This window comes from Rossellomorea sp. GQ25 (assembly GCF_059758515.1).
Genome location: NZ_JCAXEQ010000006.1, coordinates 120,661 through 134,435, shown reverse-complemented (window position 1 = coordinate 134,435; position 13,775 = coordinate 120,661). Strand labels below are relative to the sequence as shown.

The 13,775-nt window shown below is 42.5% G+C and carries 18 protein-coding genes and 1 pseudogene; 9 read left to right on the top strand and 10 right to left on the bottom strand.

The features are described 5' to 3' along the window. The first annotated feature begins 197 nt into the window (after positions 1 to 197). Positions 198 to 386 carry a DUF4083 family protein gene (locus AC6CIB_RS18470; RefSeq protein WP_498283136.1) on the top strand — a complete coding sequence of 63 codons (189 nt, stop codon included), beginning with the start codon at positions 198 to 200 and terminating at the stop codon, positions 384 to 386. Between the two features lie 99 nt (positions 387 to 485). Here the strand turns inward: AC6CIB_RS18470 and AC6CIB_RS18465 are convergent, their stop codons facing one another. From AC6CIB_RS18465 to AC6CIB_RS18455, 3 genes are all read right to left on the bottom strand, one after another. After that, the gene (locus tag AC6CIB_RS18465; RefSeq protein ID WP_498283134.1) at positions 486 to 995 is read right to left on the bottom strand and encodes a YwgA family protein; all 510 of its coding nucleotides are present in this window, start codon (positions 993 to 995) and stop codon (positions 486 to 488) included. 58 nt (positions 996 to 1,053) lie between these two features. Then, on the bottom strand, positions 1,054 to 2,355 hold the full coding sequence (locus AC6CIB_RS18460) for an HD domain-containing protein (protein WP_498283132.1): 1,302 nt from the start codon (positions 2,353 to 2,355) through the stop codon (positions 1,054 to 1,056). Positions 2,356 to 2,638: 283 nt separating this feature from the next. Further along, positions 2,639 to 2,863, bottom strand: coding sequence for a YuzB family protein (locus AC6CIB_RS18455; protein WP_034765044.1), 225 nt, complete (start codon positions 2,861 to 2,863; stop codon positions 2,639 to 2,641). A 246-nt stretch (positions 2,864 to 3,109) separates the two neighbouring features. On the opposite strand from AC6CIB_RS18455, the gene AC6CIB_RS18450 reads away from it, so the two are divergent. Next, positions 3,110 to 3,922: an RsfA family transcriptional regulator gene (locus AC6CIB_RS18450; protein ID WP_498283499.1), complete on the top strand. Its 813-nt coding sequence runs from the start codon at positions 3,110 to 3,112 to the stop codon at positions 3,920 to 3,922. Between the two features lie 377 nt (positions 3,923 to 4,299). On the opposite strand, the gene lipL is transcribed toward AC6CIB_RS18450, so the two are convergent. Then, positions 4,300 to 5,142: an octanoyl-[GcvH]:protein N-octanoyltransferase gene (lipL, locus tag AC6CIB_RS18445; protein WP_498283130.1), complete on the bottom strand. Its 843-nt coding sequence runs from the start codon at positions 5,140 to 5,142 to the stop codon at positions 4,300 to 4,302. A gap of 283 nt (positions 5,143 to 5,425) precedes the next feature. Beyond that, complete coding sequence (gene pta, locus AC6CIB_RS18440; RefSeq protein ID WP_498283128.1) at positions 5,426 to 6,397, bottom strand: phosphate acetyltransferase; 972 nt, start codon at positions 6,395 to 6,397, stop codon at positions 5,426 to 5,428. Positions 6,398 to 6,698: 301 nt separating this feature from the next. On the opposite strand from pta, the gene hemQ reads away from it, so the two are divergent. The 3 genes and pseudogenes from hemQ to gerQ all read left to right on the top strand — a co-directional run bounded on the left by hemQ (position 6,699) and on the right by gerQ (position 8,371). Continuing rightward, positions 6,699 to 7,445 (top strand): hydrogen peroxide-dependent heme synthase, encoded by a 747-nt coding sequence (gene hemQ, locus AC6CIB_RS18435; RefSeq protein WP_498283126.1) that lies wholly within the window; start codon positions 6,699 to 6,701, stop codon positions 7,443 to 7,445. Positions 7,446 to 7,648: 203 nt separating this feature from the next. Further along, positions 7,649 to 7,861 (top strand): annotated as a pseudogene (locus AC6CIB_RS18430) (cell wall hydrolase); the annotation flags it as partial. A gap of 75 nt (positions 7,862 to 7,936) precedes the next feature. Next, entirely contained in the window at positions 7,937 to 8,371 is a 435-nt protein-coding gene (gene gerQ / locus AC6CIB_RS18425; RefSeq protein WP_498283497.1) for a spore coat protein GerQ, read from the top strand. Positions 8,372 to 8,419: 48 nt separating this feature from the next. On the opposite strand, the gene AC6CIB_RS18420 is transcribed toward gerQ, so the two are convergent. From AC6CIB_RS18420 to AC6CIB_RS18400, 5 genes are all read right to left on the bottom strand, one after another. Further along, positions 8,420 to 8,791 (bottom strand): DUF423 domain-containing protein, encoded by a 372-nt coding sequence (locus AC6CIB_RS18420; RefSeq protein ID WP_324745968.1) that lies wholly within the window; start codon positions 8,789 to 8,791, stop codon positions 8,420 to 8,422. Positions 8,792 to 8,824: 33 nt separating this feature from the next. Further along, positions 8,825 to 9,118: a YwdI family protein gene (locus AC6CIB_RS18415; protein WP_498283124.1), complete on the bottom strand. Its 294-nt coding sequence runs from the start codon at positions 9,116 to 9,118 to the stop codon at positions 8,825 to 8,827. Between the two features lie 133 nt (positions 9,119 to 9,251). After that, positions 9,252 to 9,428, bottom strand: a complete 177-nt coding sequence (locus AC6CIB_RS18410) for a uracil-DNA glycosylase (protein ID WP_498283122.1) — start codon at positions 9,426 to 9,428, stop codon at positions 9,252 to 9,254. 74 nt (positions 9,429 to 9,502) lie between these two features. After that, positions 9,503 to 10,174, bottom strand: a complete 672-nt coding sequence (locus AC6CIB_RS18405) for a uracil-DNA glycosylase (protein WP_498283120.1) — start codon at positions 10,172 to 10,174, stop codon at positions 9,503 to 9,505. Between the two features lie 15 nt (positions 10,175 to 10,189). Next, a complete protein-coding gene (locus AC6CIB_RS18400; protein ID WP_498283118.1) occupies positions 10,190 to 10,957 on the bottom strand; it encodes a DUF4230 domain-containing protein in 768 nt (255 codons plus the stop codon). Positions 10,958 to 11,103: 146 nt separating this feature from the next. Between AC6CIB_RS18400 and AC6CIB_RS18395 the strand changes: the two genes are divergently transcribed. The 4 genes from AC6CIB_RS18395 (at position 11,104) to bshB2 (ending at position 13,675) form a co-directional block, all read left to right on the top strand. Then, positions 11,104 to 11,454 (top strand): YflT domain-containing protein, encoded by a 351-nt coding sequence (locus AC6CIB_RS18395; protein ID WP_498283116.1) that lies wholly within the window; start codon positions 11,104 to 11,106, stop codon positions 11,452 to 11,454. A gap of 169 nt (positions 11,455 to 11,623) precedes the next feature. Further along, the gene (pdxK, locus tag AC6CIB_RS18390) at positions 11,624 to 12,433 is read left to right on the top strand and encodes a pyridoxine/pyridoxal/pyridoxamine kinase (RefSeq protein ID WP_498283114.1); all 810 of its coding nucleotides are present in this window, start codon (positions 11,624 to 11,626) and stop codon (positions 12,431 to 12,433) included. A gap of 177 nt (positions 12,434 to 12,610) precedes the next feature. Next, entirely contained in the window at positions 12,611 to 12,958 is a 348-nt protein-coding gene (locus tag AC6CIB_RS18385) for a YojF family protein (RefSeq protein WP_498283112.1), read from the top strand. A 33-nt stretch (positions 12,959 to 12,991) separates the two neighbouring features. Next, positions 12,992 to 13,675 (top strand): bacillithiol biosynthesis deacetylase BshB2, encoded by a 684-nt coding sequence (gene bshB2 / locus AC6CIB_RS18380; RefSeq protein WP_498283110.1) that lies wholly within the window; start codon positions 12,992 to 12,994, stop codon positions 13,673 to 13,675. Positions 13,676 to 13,775: the final 100 nt, after the last annotated feature.

The window sequence follows — 13,775 nt, the reverse complement described above, 5'->3', positions numbered from 1 at the left end:
ATACATACCTGGTTTTACTCTTCATTGACTGCATTTCATCATTGATAGGAGGCAAGGACCTCTTTTCCTCACCTTCATTTTCTTTACCGGACTTATCATCACATTCGGCTTTGAAGCGTACTTAAACGCAAAAAAAGGGTAAATTCCCACTTCGAAGAATACTATATACCATACACGCGTGGAAAGGATGGAGAGAAATGGACATTAATATTGGCGATGTGATGTTCCAATTGTTCATGATGGCTTTCCTGTTAGCCATTGTGGTGGTCGCTTTCATGGTTGCGAAACGTTTTCGAAATAGAAGGATCCAGCAGCGGAAGCATGACAAACAGATCGAAGAAAAACTTGATCAAATCATTAAAAAAATGGATCAAACACCTAAATAAGCCATGAAAATCGTTACTCTCATCAGTGACGATTTTTAGTTCATTTAAAAGGGGATCACCCATTTCGTGTGATCCCCACCATTCATATTAAAACGCCCATTATTGGACGATTTTTTTCATTTTTAATCCTTCGATGTATGCGAAGGCTTCGTCAATTTCTTCTGTTGTATATTTCTGCTTGCTCTTAAGTGTGAATACTTTCTCCACGACTTCTTCTTTAGGAAGGTTATCAAAATATAAGACTGTTGAAACAAGTTCAAGAAAGCGTGCTGATTGAACGTTCATATCCGTCAGGCAATCCTGTAAGCAAGGCATCTCTTTCTCATAAATCTGCAGGAAGTCTTCCCCTTCTTTGGTGACGGTGTACCGGTATTGATAATATCCACCCTTTTTCTCCTTCACCTCGGAGATGAATCCCATATTGCAGAGCTCTTCAACCCTTAGGGTAAGCTCTTCTGAATACGGTCCATAAAAATGGAACTGAAATTTTTCCTGAAACGGGAATTCAAGCTTCTTCGCGATGAAGATCATCTTCTGAAGCTTTTTTCTTCCCACCACTTCACCCGAGGCTAAGAAGGCACTCATTAGTTTTGCATGATCTTTCAACAATGTACGTCAACTCCTACTCCTAGTATTGCGTTTGTAGATCCTCATTGTGTCGCGCCATTTATGTTAATTCTAGAATCGTACGTATTTGTCTCTTAATATTTTTCTTCGTTGATTCGTCATATAGTAAATCCACTGGATAGTAAAGTTTATGATCGGTTCGACGTTTTCCGGAAATAGAATCGACGATATCCGACTGCCTCGATAACTCGCGCAGTTCATCATTCCTCATTAACAGATGAATCGGAAGACGTTCCTCTTCCTCACCCGGTCTGTAGAAATCGTATGGAAGGTCTGAAGATGAGTCCACCACTAAATAATAATCAGGGTCGATCCCCGCTTTTTTAAAGAGGGTTTCAAGCTCACTATGCTTCTTATATTCCTTCGCCGGATCAAATTCCACGTACTTAAATAAATTACGGTTCATGAACCGCTCACATAAGTCCCGTAAAATCGGATCCTCTTCTTCCTGCCAAATTTGAAAATAGTACATAATGACCGCTTCATCCAGCTTCAAATAATCCTCAAGTGAAACCTCTCCTTCAAACAGGGAGTAAAAATGGATCGGGCTTTGCTTAAAAGAATAATACTCTTCATGAAGCTCCTTCGCCCTATGTAGAATTTTCGTTAAAATCACTTCAGCACTCCGGGTAACCGGATGAAAATATACCTGCCAATACATCTGATAGCGGCTCATAATATAATCTTCCACTGCATGCATTCCGCTCTGTTTGATCACTACTTGGTCTTCACGGGGTCTCATCACACGAAGAATTCGCTCCATATCGAAATGACCGTAGCTGACTCCGGTAAAATAAGCATCACGCTGCAAATAATCCATTCGGTCCGCATCAATCTGACTTGAAATCAGACTGACAACCAGCTTGTTCTTATACGTCTTCGCTATCACTTCCGCTACATGCTTCGGAAAATCAGGTCCCACTTTCGTTAGAACATCATTCACCTCTGTATCCCCTAAGATGATGGCTTGAGTGAAGTGCTCGTGATCCAGGTGAAACACTTTTTCAAAAGAGTGGGAAAAAGGTCCATGCCCCAAATCGTGTAATAGCGCTGCGCAAAGAGACAATAATCGCTCATCCTGATTCCACTCCGGTCTGCCTGCGAAGACATCGTCCACGATTCGGCGGATGATCTCATACACGCCAAGTGAATGATTGAACCGGCTATGCTCGGCCCCATGAAAGGTCAAGTAAGTGGTTCCCAGCTGTCGAATTCTGCGAAGTCGTTGAAACTCTTTCGTTCCAATCAAATCCCAAATCACGCGATCCCTTACATGAACATACCGATGAACAGGGTCTTTAAATACTTTTTCTTCATGTAATTTCTGCTTGGCATACTCCATCTTCTACCCTCTTCCTAAACTAGCATATTTCTATTATAGCGACTTTCATCCTGGTATTCATCTCGAATTTTGTCGAAAAAAATAGGTGTTTGGCTTCTGTATGATTCGCGCCAAGCGTTCCATTTACTCCAAAAAAATTTCAGCTTTTGGGTACGCTTGACAATAATCTATGCTTTCCCTACTTATTCTCTACCTTCTAACTAGTTTCCTTTTCCAAGAAGAGCCAAACCTATATTTTTTTATTCAGCAGAAAAGAAAAAACTCCCTCACTGGAAGTTTTCCTTTATTTCTTTATTTTCTTGATTACTTTTTCCATGAGTTCTTCTTCAGTCAACGCCGCTACAGGACGATTATTCACAAAAGCGAATGTCTTCTTGCGTCCTGGACCACAATAGGATTGACACGCAATATCAATTGGTGCATCCGGGTCTATTTCTTTTAATTTGGGGATTAAGGTTTTTAAGTTAACGGCCTGACAATCATCGCAAACACGAAATTCGTTTGCCATCTGTCAACAACCCTTTCTATCTATTGAAATGAATTCTATTCGTCGTAAACATCGCTTTATAGAATACAGTTTTCTGCCATGTTTTGCAAGAGAACATTGTTTCCAGCTTGTGGGAATCCCCACTTATACAACGAAACTAGCAGACAAAAAATAAATTTAACATATTCGTATAAAAACCAATAAAAATGTCCATCCTTTAACCAACGAATCATTTAAGAAAACTATGGGAGTTGAGATGAAATGATGATGAAAACAAGACAGGATGCCTGGACGGAAGAGGATGATCTATTATTAGCAGAAACGGTCTTACGTCATGTACGGGAAGGTAGCACACAATTAAATGCCTTTGAAGAAGTGGGAGACAAACTGAACCGCACATCTGCCGCATGTGGATTCCGCTGGAACGCAGTGGTGCGTCACCAATATGAGAAAGCTCTTCAACTAGCAAAAAAACAACGCAAACAGCGCCACCGTATCCTAGGCAAAGACCAGGGAGGCAAGAAAAAGCTTTTATATCAGCCACCTACACCTTCATTCGAAGATTTAGATGCTATGTCTCTATCAATGTCTGAAGCCGAAGAAGAAATGGAATTCGCGCAATACGCGAACTACGTGCCCGAAACGGAACAGCTGGGGAAAGAATCCGAAGAAGCCCCGAAATTCGAAATGGAAACAAGCGAGGAACAAGTCTACGTCCCGCAGCAAGCGCCTGCCGCTAACCATGTGGTAAAGCCTTCAGGATTAAAAGGTGAAGTGACACTCGAGAAAGTCATTGCCTTCCTGCAAAACCTGGCTCAAACCAACATGAATTCCGACTATGTAAAAATTGAGAATCAGAGATTAAAGCATGAAATCGCTGAAATCAGAAAAGAAAACAGCGAGCTTGAAAAGAAAGTCAAAGCTCTTGAAAACAATTCCGTCACGATGCAGGAAGACTACGAGACACTTATGCAAATCATGAACCGTGCCAGAAAGCTTGTCCTATTCGATGAAGACGATGCCAAAGCACCACGTTTCAAAATGGATCGTAACGGAAACTTAGAAAAAGTGGCTGAATAATGCGTTTCCCAACCAGTGCACCTGTGGGTGTGCTGGTTTTTTGGTTGAGTTGTGACAGTAAGTCGGTGGGGGATAGGTGGTGTAGAGGTTATAAGTATGGAAAGCTTGTGAACACTTGAACAAACCTGCTCTACAAAACTAAATGAATGCAAAATACAGTTACTTTAAGACCTTTTTAGATGAAAATAAGTCTCTCGGAATAAAAATATGCTCTAGCAATAGGAATTGATGTTTTGAAAGTGGTAGAGAGGTGACGCAATGGCGTCGATTTAGATTTTTATGCATCTTTTACCATTATCACCCAAACAAATCGCACACCCCCACCAACTAAAAAAGCCAGACCCCAAACCAGTCGAAGTCCAGCTTTCCCCTATAACCTACCCTAATACCTTCTCATTCCGATCGACTACCCTCTGATAATAGGTCTCGTACATCGTGTACTCTTCTCCTTGAAGGGCACTGCTATAAAATTCACCGCTGAATCCTTTTAAGGACTGAAGGAACCTGAGCATCACATCTTGAATCGATAACTCCACTCCCAGCAACTCCGATAATGATGCCATCACATCCGGATCGATGGTCGGAAATGTAAACTTCGTCGGTTCATCCTTCAATCCGACCTCATAAAAACGCTGAATCAGCTTCGCTCGCTCGGATCCGCTTCCGTTTACACAAAGGTACACCTGTACGGCTACTCCATTTCGGATTCTGCGCTGAGAAATACCCGCAAACTTCTGATCATTGATACTCAAATCATAACTTCCAGGACAGTAGGACTGCGTGATCTCCTTTGCCTCGATCTTCACATCAAAGTCCCTGAACATATCTTCAACAAGCAACCACATAGCATCGTAGCCACGGTTAATATCGATTCCTTTTTCAGAATCGGGGAAAACCAATGAAAGATTCAATACTCCTTCATCCAACACAACCGCTAATCCGCCAGAGTTTCTCACAATATATTGATAGCCTTCCCCTTCCAACACCTCTAACGCATCAGAAAGAAACGGCAGCTTTGTATCCTGAATGCCGAGTACGACCGTTTGATGGTGGACCCATGAGCGTGCCGTCGGGTCAGACTGAGCTGCTCCAATTGCCGTGCACAACGTATCGTCCATGGCAAACGACTGCAGTGCCCCGAACATCGGTCCCAAGCTTGATTGATCAATCACTCTCCATCTGTCTTGACGAAGCAGTGCATATGCTTTTTCCTTATCCATAACGCTTCTCCTTCACTCACAACATGCGAGCTCATTATATCATATTATGGCGGGGTTGCTAAAAAAGGGGGTGGACAATCCAAGAGTTCCTATTTTCGTTGGAGGTTGATTGCCTGTTAAAAAATATGGTTGAATATCCCCATTTATTTGATTGTTAAAAAACGAGTGATATTTAGCAGGCAAACGTGATTCTCTCCTGGTCCAGGCACCAAAGGAGGCACATACATACGAAAAAAAGCCGAACCCTCTAAAGGATCCGGCTTCTTTCACAACATCTATAAAATCACAGCGCCTGAGCAGCCGTAATCAACGCCAGCTTGTACACATCTTCTTCGTTACAGCCACGTGAAAGATCGTTCACAGGAGCATTCAGTCCTTGAAGGATCGGACCTACTGCTTCGAAGTTTCCTAGGCGTTGGGCGATTTTGTATCCGATGTTTCCTGCTTCCAGGCTAGGAAATACGAATACGTTCGCATTACCTTGGATGTCTGCACCCGGTGCCTTTTTCTCTGCTACAGATGGAACAAAGGCAGCATCGAATTGGAATTCACCGTCGACAGTCAGTTCCGGTGCTTTTTCTTTTGCGACCGAAACGGCTTCAACCACTTTTTCTGTTTCCGGTGATTTAGCCGAACCTTTTGTAGAGAAGCTTAGCATTGCCACACGTGGATCGATGTCAAACATTTCAGCTGTTTTTGCACTTTCAACCGCGATTTCAGCAAGATCCTGGCTGTCAGGTGAAATATTGATCGCACAGTCAGCGAACACATACTTCTCGTCTTCACGTACCATGATGAAGACACCAGAAGTTTTGCGGACGCCTTCTTTTGTTTTGATGATTTGAAGAGCCGGGCGAACCGTATCAGCTGTTGAGTGAGCAGCTCCACTTACAAGACCGTGAGCTTTTCCCGTGTATACAAGCATCGTTCCGAAATAGTTTCCGTCTAATAGGATTCTTTTCGCATCTTCTTCTGATGCTTTTCCTTTACGACGTTCTACGAATGCCTTCACAAGCTCGTCCATTCCAGAAAATGATGCCGGGTCTACAACGTCACAACCGTCGAGCCTCACACCCAGCTGATCCGCCTTGGCATTGACTTCATCCACGTTTCCGACTACGATCGGCGTCAAGATGCCGCCGCTTGCTAAACGGGAGGCTGCTGTTAGAATCCGTTCGTCTGTACCTTCAGGGAAAACGATTTTTAACTCTTTGCCTTTTACTTTATCTGTTAGTGTTGTAAATAAGTTGCTCAATAGAGGGACCTCCTTGATTTATACATATCCAATCTTAGAATACTCTTCTCATATAGGAATTCAAGGAAAAGGAGAAATGATACCGGTTTCACAGAAAAAGTCTTTGTTTTCTAATAATTCCTATTACCCTTTCCTCTACATCCCTAAGTCTATGTAATAATCTACGAAGATAGTGTGTTCCAGATACCCCTTGCCTATCCACCATTTGTGCCATTTTAACGACATTGGGTTTTGTATTCTTACTCTAAGGCAAAACTATGATATAGTAAAGTTGGAAAAAGTACTTTAAGGAGTGATTACGTTGGCAGAACCGGCACAAACGTTAGATGGTTGGTATTCCCTGCATGATTTTCGCGCGATGGATTGGACGTCCTGGAAGATGCTTCCGAGTGAAGAAAGATCCTCAGCGATTTCTGAATTCCACCGTTTCTTAGATAAGTTAAACAGCACGCAGGATGCGAAAGAAGGAAGTCATGCTCTTTACACGATCGTTGGTCAAAAAGCAGACTTCATGCTGATGATCCTTCGTCCTACGATGGAAGAATTAAATGAGCTGGAAAATGAATTCAACAAGCTGAAGATTGCTGAATTCACGATTCCGACATTCTCTTATGTTTCTGTAGTGGAACTTGGCAACTACATGCCTTCAGAAGGCGATCCCTATGAGAACCCATATGTACAAGAGCGCATCTACCCGACCCTTCCGAAAGCGAATCATATCTGCTTCTATCCAATGGACAAGCGTCGCCAGGGAAATGATAACTGGTACATGCTGCCTATGGAGGAGCGTCGCGACATGATGAGAAGTCATGGAATGATCGGCCGCCAATACGCAGGAAAAGTCAAACAGATCATTACAGGTTCTGTTGGTTTTGATGATTACGAGTGGGGTGTGACCCTATTTGCTGACGATGTCCTTCAATTCAAAAAGCTTGTATACGAAATGCGTTTTGATGAAGTAAGTGCACGCTACGGCGAATTCGGTACCTTCTATGTAGGAAATCTATTAAAAGAAGAAGCAATTGCGAAATTCCTTCACGTAAACTAAATACATGATGAACGACAAGCTCTTGGTGGCTTGTCGTTTTTTTTATGAAAAAAAGTTCGTCTTCCTCATTAAAAAACGAACGAATATATTTTTCTCCCCCTACATAGACATGAAATAGTGAGACATATAGCATCTCCTAAAGTGAGGTGGGAATATGGGAGTTATTCCTTATAACAAGAAGGAGGTAAACTCCTGGCTCGACTGGTGGATTCGAATCCACCCAGAAAGGTTATTTTTATCAAAGGGCCCGACAAAAGGAGATCGATTTAGCCAGAAAGACCATTAAAGGGGACAGATATCATCCTGCGTCGTATTCCCTTTGGTTCTTTAAGCCGGCAGGCGACTGTCCGGGTCAATGGTATAACCAGGCAAACTCGCGGCGATTCAAGTCCCACTGTTTCTATCAGCCTACTTAAGGAGATTGTCCAAAAGTATTTTAACTTTATTAAAAGGAGGTATTCGGTTTGGCGAATCAACAATCAAACCCGTATATGCAAGGGTATAATCCATATGGTCAGTATTACGGTGGAGGGCAAGTTCAGGGTCAAGGACAATATTATCCCCAACAGCAAGGTAGTGGAGGTTTTCAGGTACCTTCACCGACGAATGCTCCAGCACCTTCTCAAAATATTCAAGGGATGCTACCGATTGAAGAATCGTATATCGAGAATATCCTGCGCTTGAACAAAGGAAAAGTAGCGACTGTGTACACTACGTTTGAAAACAATACAGAATGGAATGCGAAGATTTTTAAAGGAATTATCGAAGCCGCGGGCCGGGATCATCTTATCCTGAGTGATCCACAAACGGGGACCAGGTACCTCATCCCAATGATTTATTTAGACTACATTACATTTGATGAAGAAATTGAATATGAATATCCGTATGGAGCTGGAGGCTCGATGCAAAGTTATTCGCAACGATAAAAAATACCCTGACAGGAGAATAGTTCCCTGTCAGGGTATTTTATTTTTTTATAATGTTTTCGCTGCAAAGACAATCAGAAGCACCCATGCTGCCAAGAAACTGACGCCGCCTAGAGGTGTGATTGCTCCAAGCACCTTAATTCCGGATAGGCTCAGTACATAAAGGCTTCCCGAAAATAAAATCGTTCCGATCAGCATCAGCCAGCCTGACCAAGAAAGCAATGATGTTGGTGTCACATTTCCCATCAGGACTCCTACAATGATGATTCCGATGGCGTGGAACATCTGATAGAGAACTCCGGTATTCCAAATATCAATATACTTCTTTGAGATTTTCCCTTCCAATGCGTGGGCACCGAAAGCTCCTAAAGCGACTGATAAAAAGGCGTTGATTGCTCCAATAATGATAAATGTTTTCATGATGGCCCTCCTGTTCTTTCGTTCACTTAGTGATTAAAAGTCGAATAATGAATTTCCATTCGCTCCGTCATCCGTTTCCAGAGGCTCTTCTTTCTGGATGGAAACAGGCTTCTGACTCGGTTGTGACTCCTGAAAATATGGAATTGTTTGTTGAGATTGAAACGAAGGTGCTGCAGTAGCTGCCCCATGGTTTTCCTCCAACAAAACTTCACATAGAGCCTTTATTGAATACACATGCTCACGGATTTGCTGTGACTTTTCGGCTGATTTTGCTTTTCCGAGTTCATGTTCTATTTTCTTTATTAATGATTGATGAGGGATATTCACAATTGATGACTCCTTCCAGACGATTCCCGTACATGATTTATCGTTTACATATAGTACAGTATGTACTTCCTCTGTTTAACCTACATCACTATCCTAATTCTAAATGAAGGATTTCGCAAATATCTTCTTGTCGTCATTTCAGTTTAGGCTTGAATTTCATACAGGGACTTCCTGAGGATTGGAAAACCACTAGTGAAGGCATGGCTTTCGTTTTGAACCCGTAACCGTTACAACCCCGGGGATGAGCCGGCTCCCAGGTTGTATAGAAATATTGACATTGAAAGCAGTTGATACGCTTCTCATTTTTCATTAGGCGTCCCCCTTCTACAAAATAAACCCCTCCATATACGAGGGGCTATCCATTGTTTCACGTGAAACATCCGGTTAATCGATACACCAGTCAATCTCATTTATCCCTTGTTCCCGCAGAAACTCGTTTGTTTTTGAATATGGTTTACTTCCAAAGAAACCCCGGTGTGCAGATAATGGACTCGGATGAGGAGCCGTCACGATATAGTGCTTGGAAGAATCGATGAGCGCCTGCTTCGACTGAGCAGGTTTCCCCCATAAAATAAACACCATCGGTTTCTCTCGTTCATTCAGGATCGAGATGACATGATCCGTGAATTGTTCCCACCCTTTTCCCCGGTGGGAGTGCGCCTTCCCATTTTGTACGGTTAAGACAGTATTTAACAACAGGACGCCTTGTTCTGCCCATTTTACCAGGGAACCATGAGGAGGGATCGGACATCCGATGTCACTCTGAAGTTCTTTGTACATATTTCGTAACGACGGGGGTATCTTGACTCCTTTTTTGACAGAAAAGCTTAAACCTTCTGCTTGATTCGGTCCATGATACGGATCTTGTCCAAGCAATACAACCTTCACATCTTCGTATGCTGTGTAATGAAATGCATTAAAGATATCATGCATGGAAGGATACGTGGTGTTTGTTTCATATTCTCCTTTAAGCCATTCTCTCAAGGTCTGATAGGACTCCAGCTGAAGTTCATCTTCCAGAATGTCTGCCCAATCGTTTTGAAAAATCGTCGTCACTGTTCGACATCCTTTCTAGTCCTGAAATTGAATCGTAACGTCGTAGCCCAATTGTTCAAAGAAACCCTTCAACGATTTCTCAGCATTTTTTTCCGCGGCTTTAAGCAAACCCTGTTCAACCGCTTCCTGACTGATTTGGTCCTTTGCCACTTCTGCGAGAGCAAACCCTTCATTCCAGTCCACATCATTTCTGAATATTCCTTCTACGGAAAAGGTCTTAATGTTCTCAGTATCAATGGATGGGTCTTGCAGAATCTCTGCACGTGGCAGGGTTAATTGAATTTCTTTCTTCTCTTCATCAACTACTATATCGTCTTCATCGATTCCTTGTAAATCAACCCCTGCCAGGACGGTTCCAGGGACCACCATCAAGAGCTTCCGTTTTGTCCCGGGAAGATCTGTATTGATGTCTTTCCCAAATAATTGATTATCCTCCTGTTCGATCACGGCCTTTACAAACCCCTGAGCCGTCGCCAGGGAACTCATCTCTTGAATCCGTTCGACAAACGCCCCCTTCTCTTCTGTAAAGGTAGATCCGGATAACCACGAATAGACCCCAATGGATACTCCTCCTACTAATAAGATGAAAAGAAGGAGAATCAACAACACTCTATTTTTCCAAAAGGACAGAACGGATGTTGTTAGTTTCCAAGCCGGAAAACGTCTACTGCTTCTATTCTCAAACGCCAAAAAGGCACTTGTTTCTCTTTCACTCGCTTTCAAATCTGCTAAAATCGCTTCTATTTCTTGTATTTTCTTGTATTGATTTGTCAAATACTTCACCTTCCTCTCTTCTATTATAGGAAATAATGTAGAATCTTGGAAACAATTATTCTCTCAAAAACATTTCTATATTATGGAAAGTTTGAATTTGCTACAACCGGGAAAAGAAGGAACAAGACATTAAAATGATAGTGGAGGTAATGATTATGTATAAAGTTCAAACTGCTGAAAATGTGGTAGAAGCGAAAAGAGAAATTGAAATGTTTACAAGTGACGGTTATTCTAAGGATGAAATCTATGTGTTCGCGCATGACAAACATCGTTCTGAACACATCACAGAGGCAACCCATACGGAATCCACTGGTATAAAAGAACAAGGAATCATTGAGTCTATGAGTAATCTATTCAACAGCCGCGGAGATGAATTACGTTCGAAAATGAAGTCCGTGGGGATGAACCAGGCAGAAGCAGATGTCTATGAAGAAGAACTCGATAAAGGAAAACTTGTCATCGTCGCTTCCAAAGAAGCAACCAATAATGATGCGAAACCATTCTAAATCTACCAACAATCCATTCAATCTCAAAAGACGTCGAGGAAATCATTCTCGGCGTCTTTTTTTGTAAAGAGTCATAGTCAAAAGAATTTGTATTTACCCGCCCGTTATTATATTCTTTAGTCAGACTTTTACAATTATAACGAGCTACTTTCTTAGGAGGAATGCAACTATGACATTGAAAAAAACTCTTACGATCGCTGGATCCGATACAAGCGGTGGAGCCGGAATCCAAGCCGACCTTAAAACATTCCAGGAGCATGGCGTGTATGGCATGACGGCTCTTACAACTGTTGTTACGATGGATCCGAACAACCATTGGCACCACCAGGTTCATCCATTATCTATTGATACATTAGAAGCACAACTGGAAACGGTTCTTTCAGTCGGAATCGATGCAATGAAAACAGGCATGCTCGGTACAGTCGAAATCATTGAGCTTGCAGCAGAGAAAATGGATGCATTCGGTTTAGATAAAGTCGTTATCGACCCTGTAATGGTATGTAAGGGGGAAGATGAAGTATTAAACCCTGAAACAACAGATGCCATGAGAGAGCATTTGCTCAAGCGCGCTACCGTTGTAACTCCTAACCTATTCGAAGCAGGGCAACTTGCTCAATCAGGGCCAATCAAAACCATTGAGGAAATGAAGAAAGCGGCAAAGAAAATCCACGACCTTGGCGCTAAAAACGTTGTCATCAAGGGCGGAAAGCAATTACAACACGACAAAGCTCTCGATCTATTCTATGACGGAAATGAATTCACTCTTCTGGAAGAGGAAAAAGTAGAAACGACGTTTAACCACGGAGCTGGTTGTACATTCGCAGCAGCCATCACTTCTAACCTTGCAAATGAACAAGACGTGAAAGAAGCTGTACAAAACGCGAAAACCTTCGTTACAGCAGCCATCAAACACGGCTTCAAACTGAACGAATACGTTGGACCTGTCATGCATGGGGCATATAACCGTTTTGAAAAATAATTGGGCCTGGTGCCAGACACGACTGAATGATTTCGTGGCTGGCACTTTTTTTTGAGGGACGGACCTGCCAAAAAGAACGTCCCTCCCCCAAATCATTCTTTTCGCATTCACTCATGAATTTTAGTAAGATAGTACATAATGGTTAAGAGTCTTTTCTGTATTTAAGGAGGAAAAAGAATGGAACCGATTAAGATTGCTGATGTGCAAGGGATCATTACCCAGCTTGCCCGTCAGGACGTTTATATACATTTAGAAACCACCAACGGAGCCTATGCATCTCACTTTAATGAGGGCTTCTTTTCAGCCGGAGCCTATATCCGCAACGCTAAAGTCAACTATGAGCACGGGAAGATCATTGGGGACGGACCTTACCGTGTCGGCTTGAAAATTGAGATCGGCTGGGTATATGCTGAAGGACTGACTCATTATGAATTCGATGAACAGGGCCGCCTGTTACTTGCAGGTCATGGTGCCGACGGAAAACTGGCCGTAGCCCTTGAAATCAGCCCGACACCTTTCAACTAAACCACTTGAATCAATTTAAAAGGAGAGGTCAAAATGGAAAAAGAAAGACAAGTACTTGTCATCTTTCCCCATCCGGATGATGAAGCCTTTGGGGTGTCAGGAACCATTTCCACTCACGTGAATAATGGAACACCAGTCACCTACGCCTGCCTCACATTAGGAGAAATGGGTAGAAACTTAGGAAACCCACCCTTCGCAACTAGAGAGTCGCTTCCACTGATTCGTAAAAAAGAATTAAAAAAAGCGGCCGATGTGATGGGAATACAGGATTTACGCATGATGGGATACCGGGATAAAACCCTTGAATTTGAAAATGATGAAAAGCTGTCCAACATGGTGACTGAGTTGATTGAAGAATTAAATCCTTCACTCATCATCACCTTCTATCCGGACTACTCTGTTCACCCGGATCATGAAGCAACAGCAAGAGCCGTCGTTCGTGCCGTTCGACGTTTACCGAAAGCATCAAGACCGAAGCTTCATTGCCTTGCCTTCTCCAAGAATTGTGAGGAAGCATTAGGACAGCCGGATATCCTTGTTGATATCACACCAGTTAAAGATCAAAAAATTGATGCCATGAGGGCACATATCTCCCAAACAGCGTGGATGCTCAAGGATTTAGAAATAGGCATTCAGCAAAATGACCCTGAAGCATTAAAATGGGTGACTGTTGAGCGATTCTGGAGTTACCAATGGGAAAATGACACAGTAAAATAATGGTTTTGAAAAGAGTTTGGGCTTTGCTCAAGCTCTTTTTTTATTGTGCTCTTCTAAGGGATCATTTTGTGAATAGAATAGATATAACTAAATAGTGAGT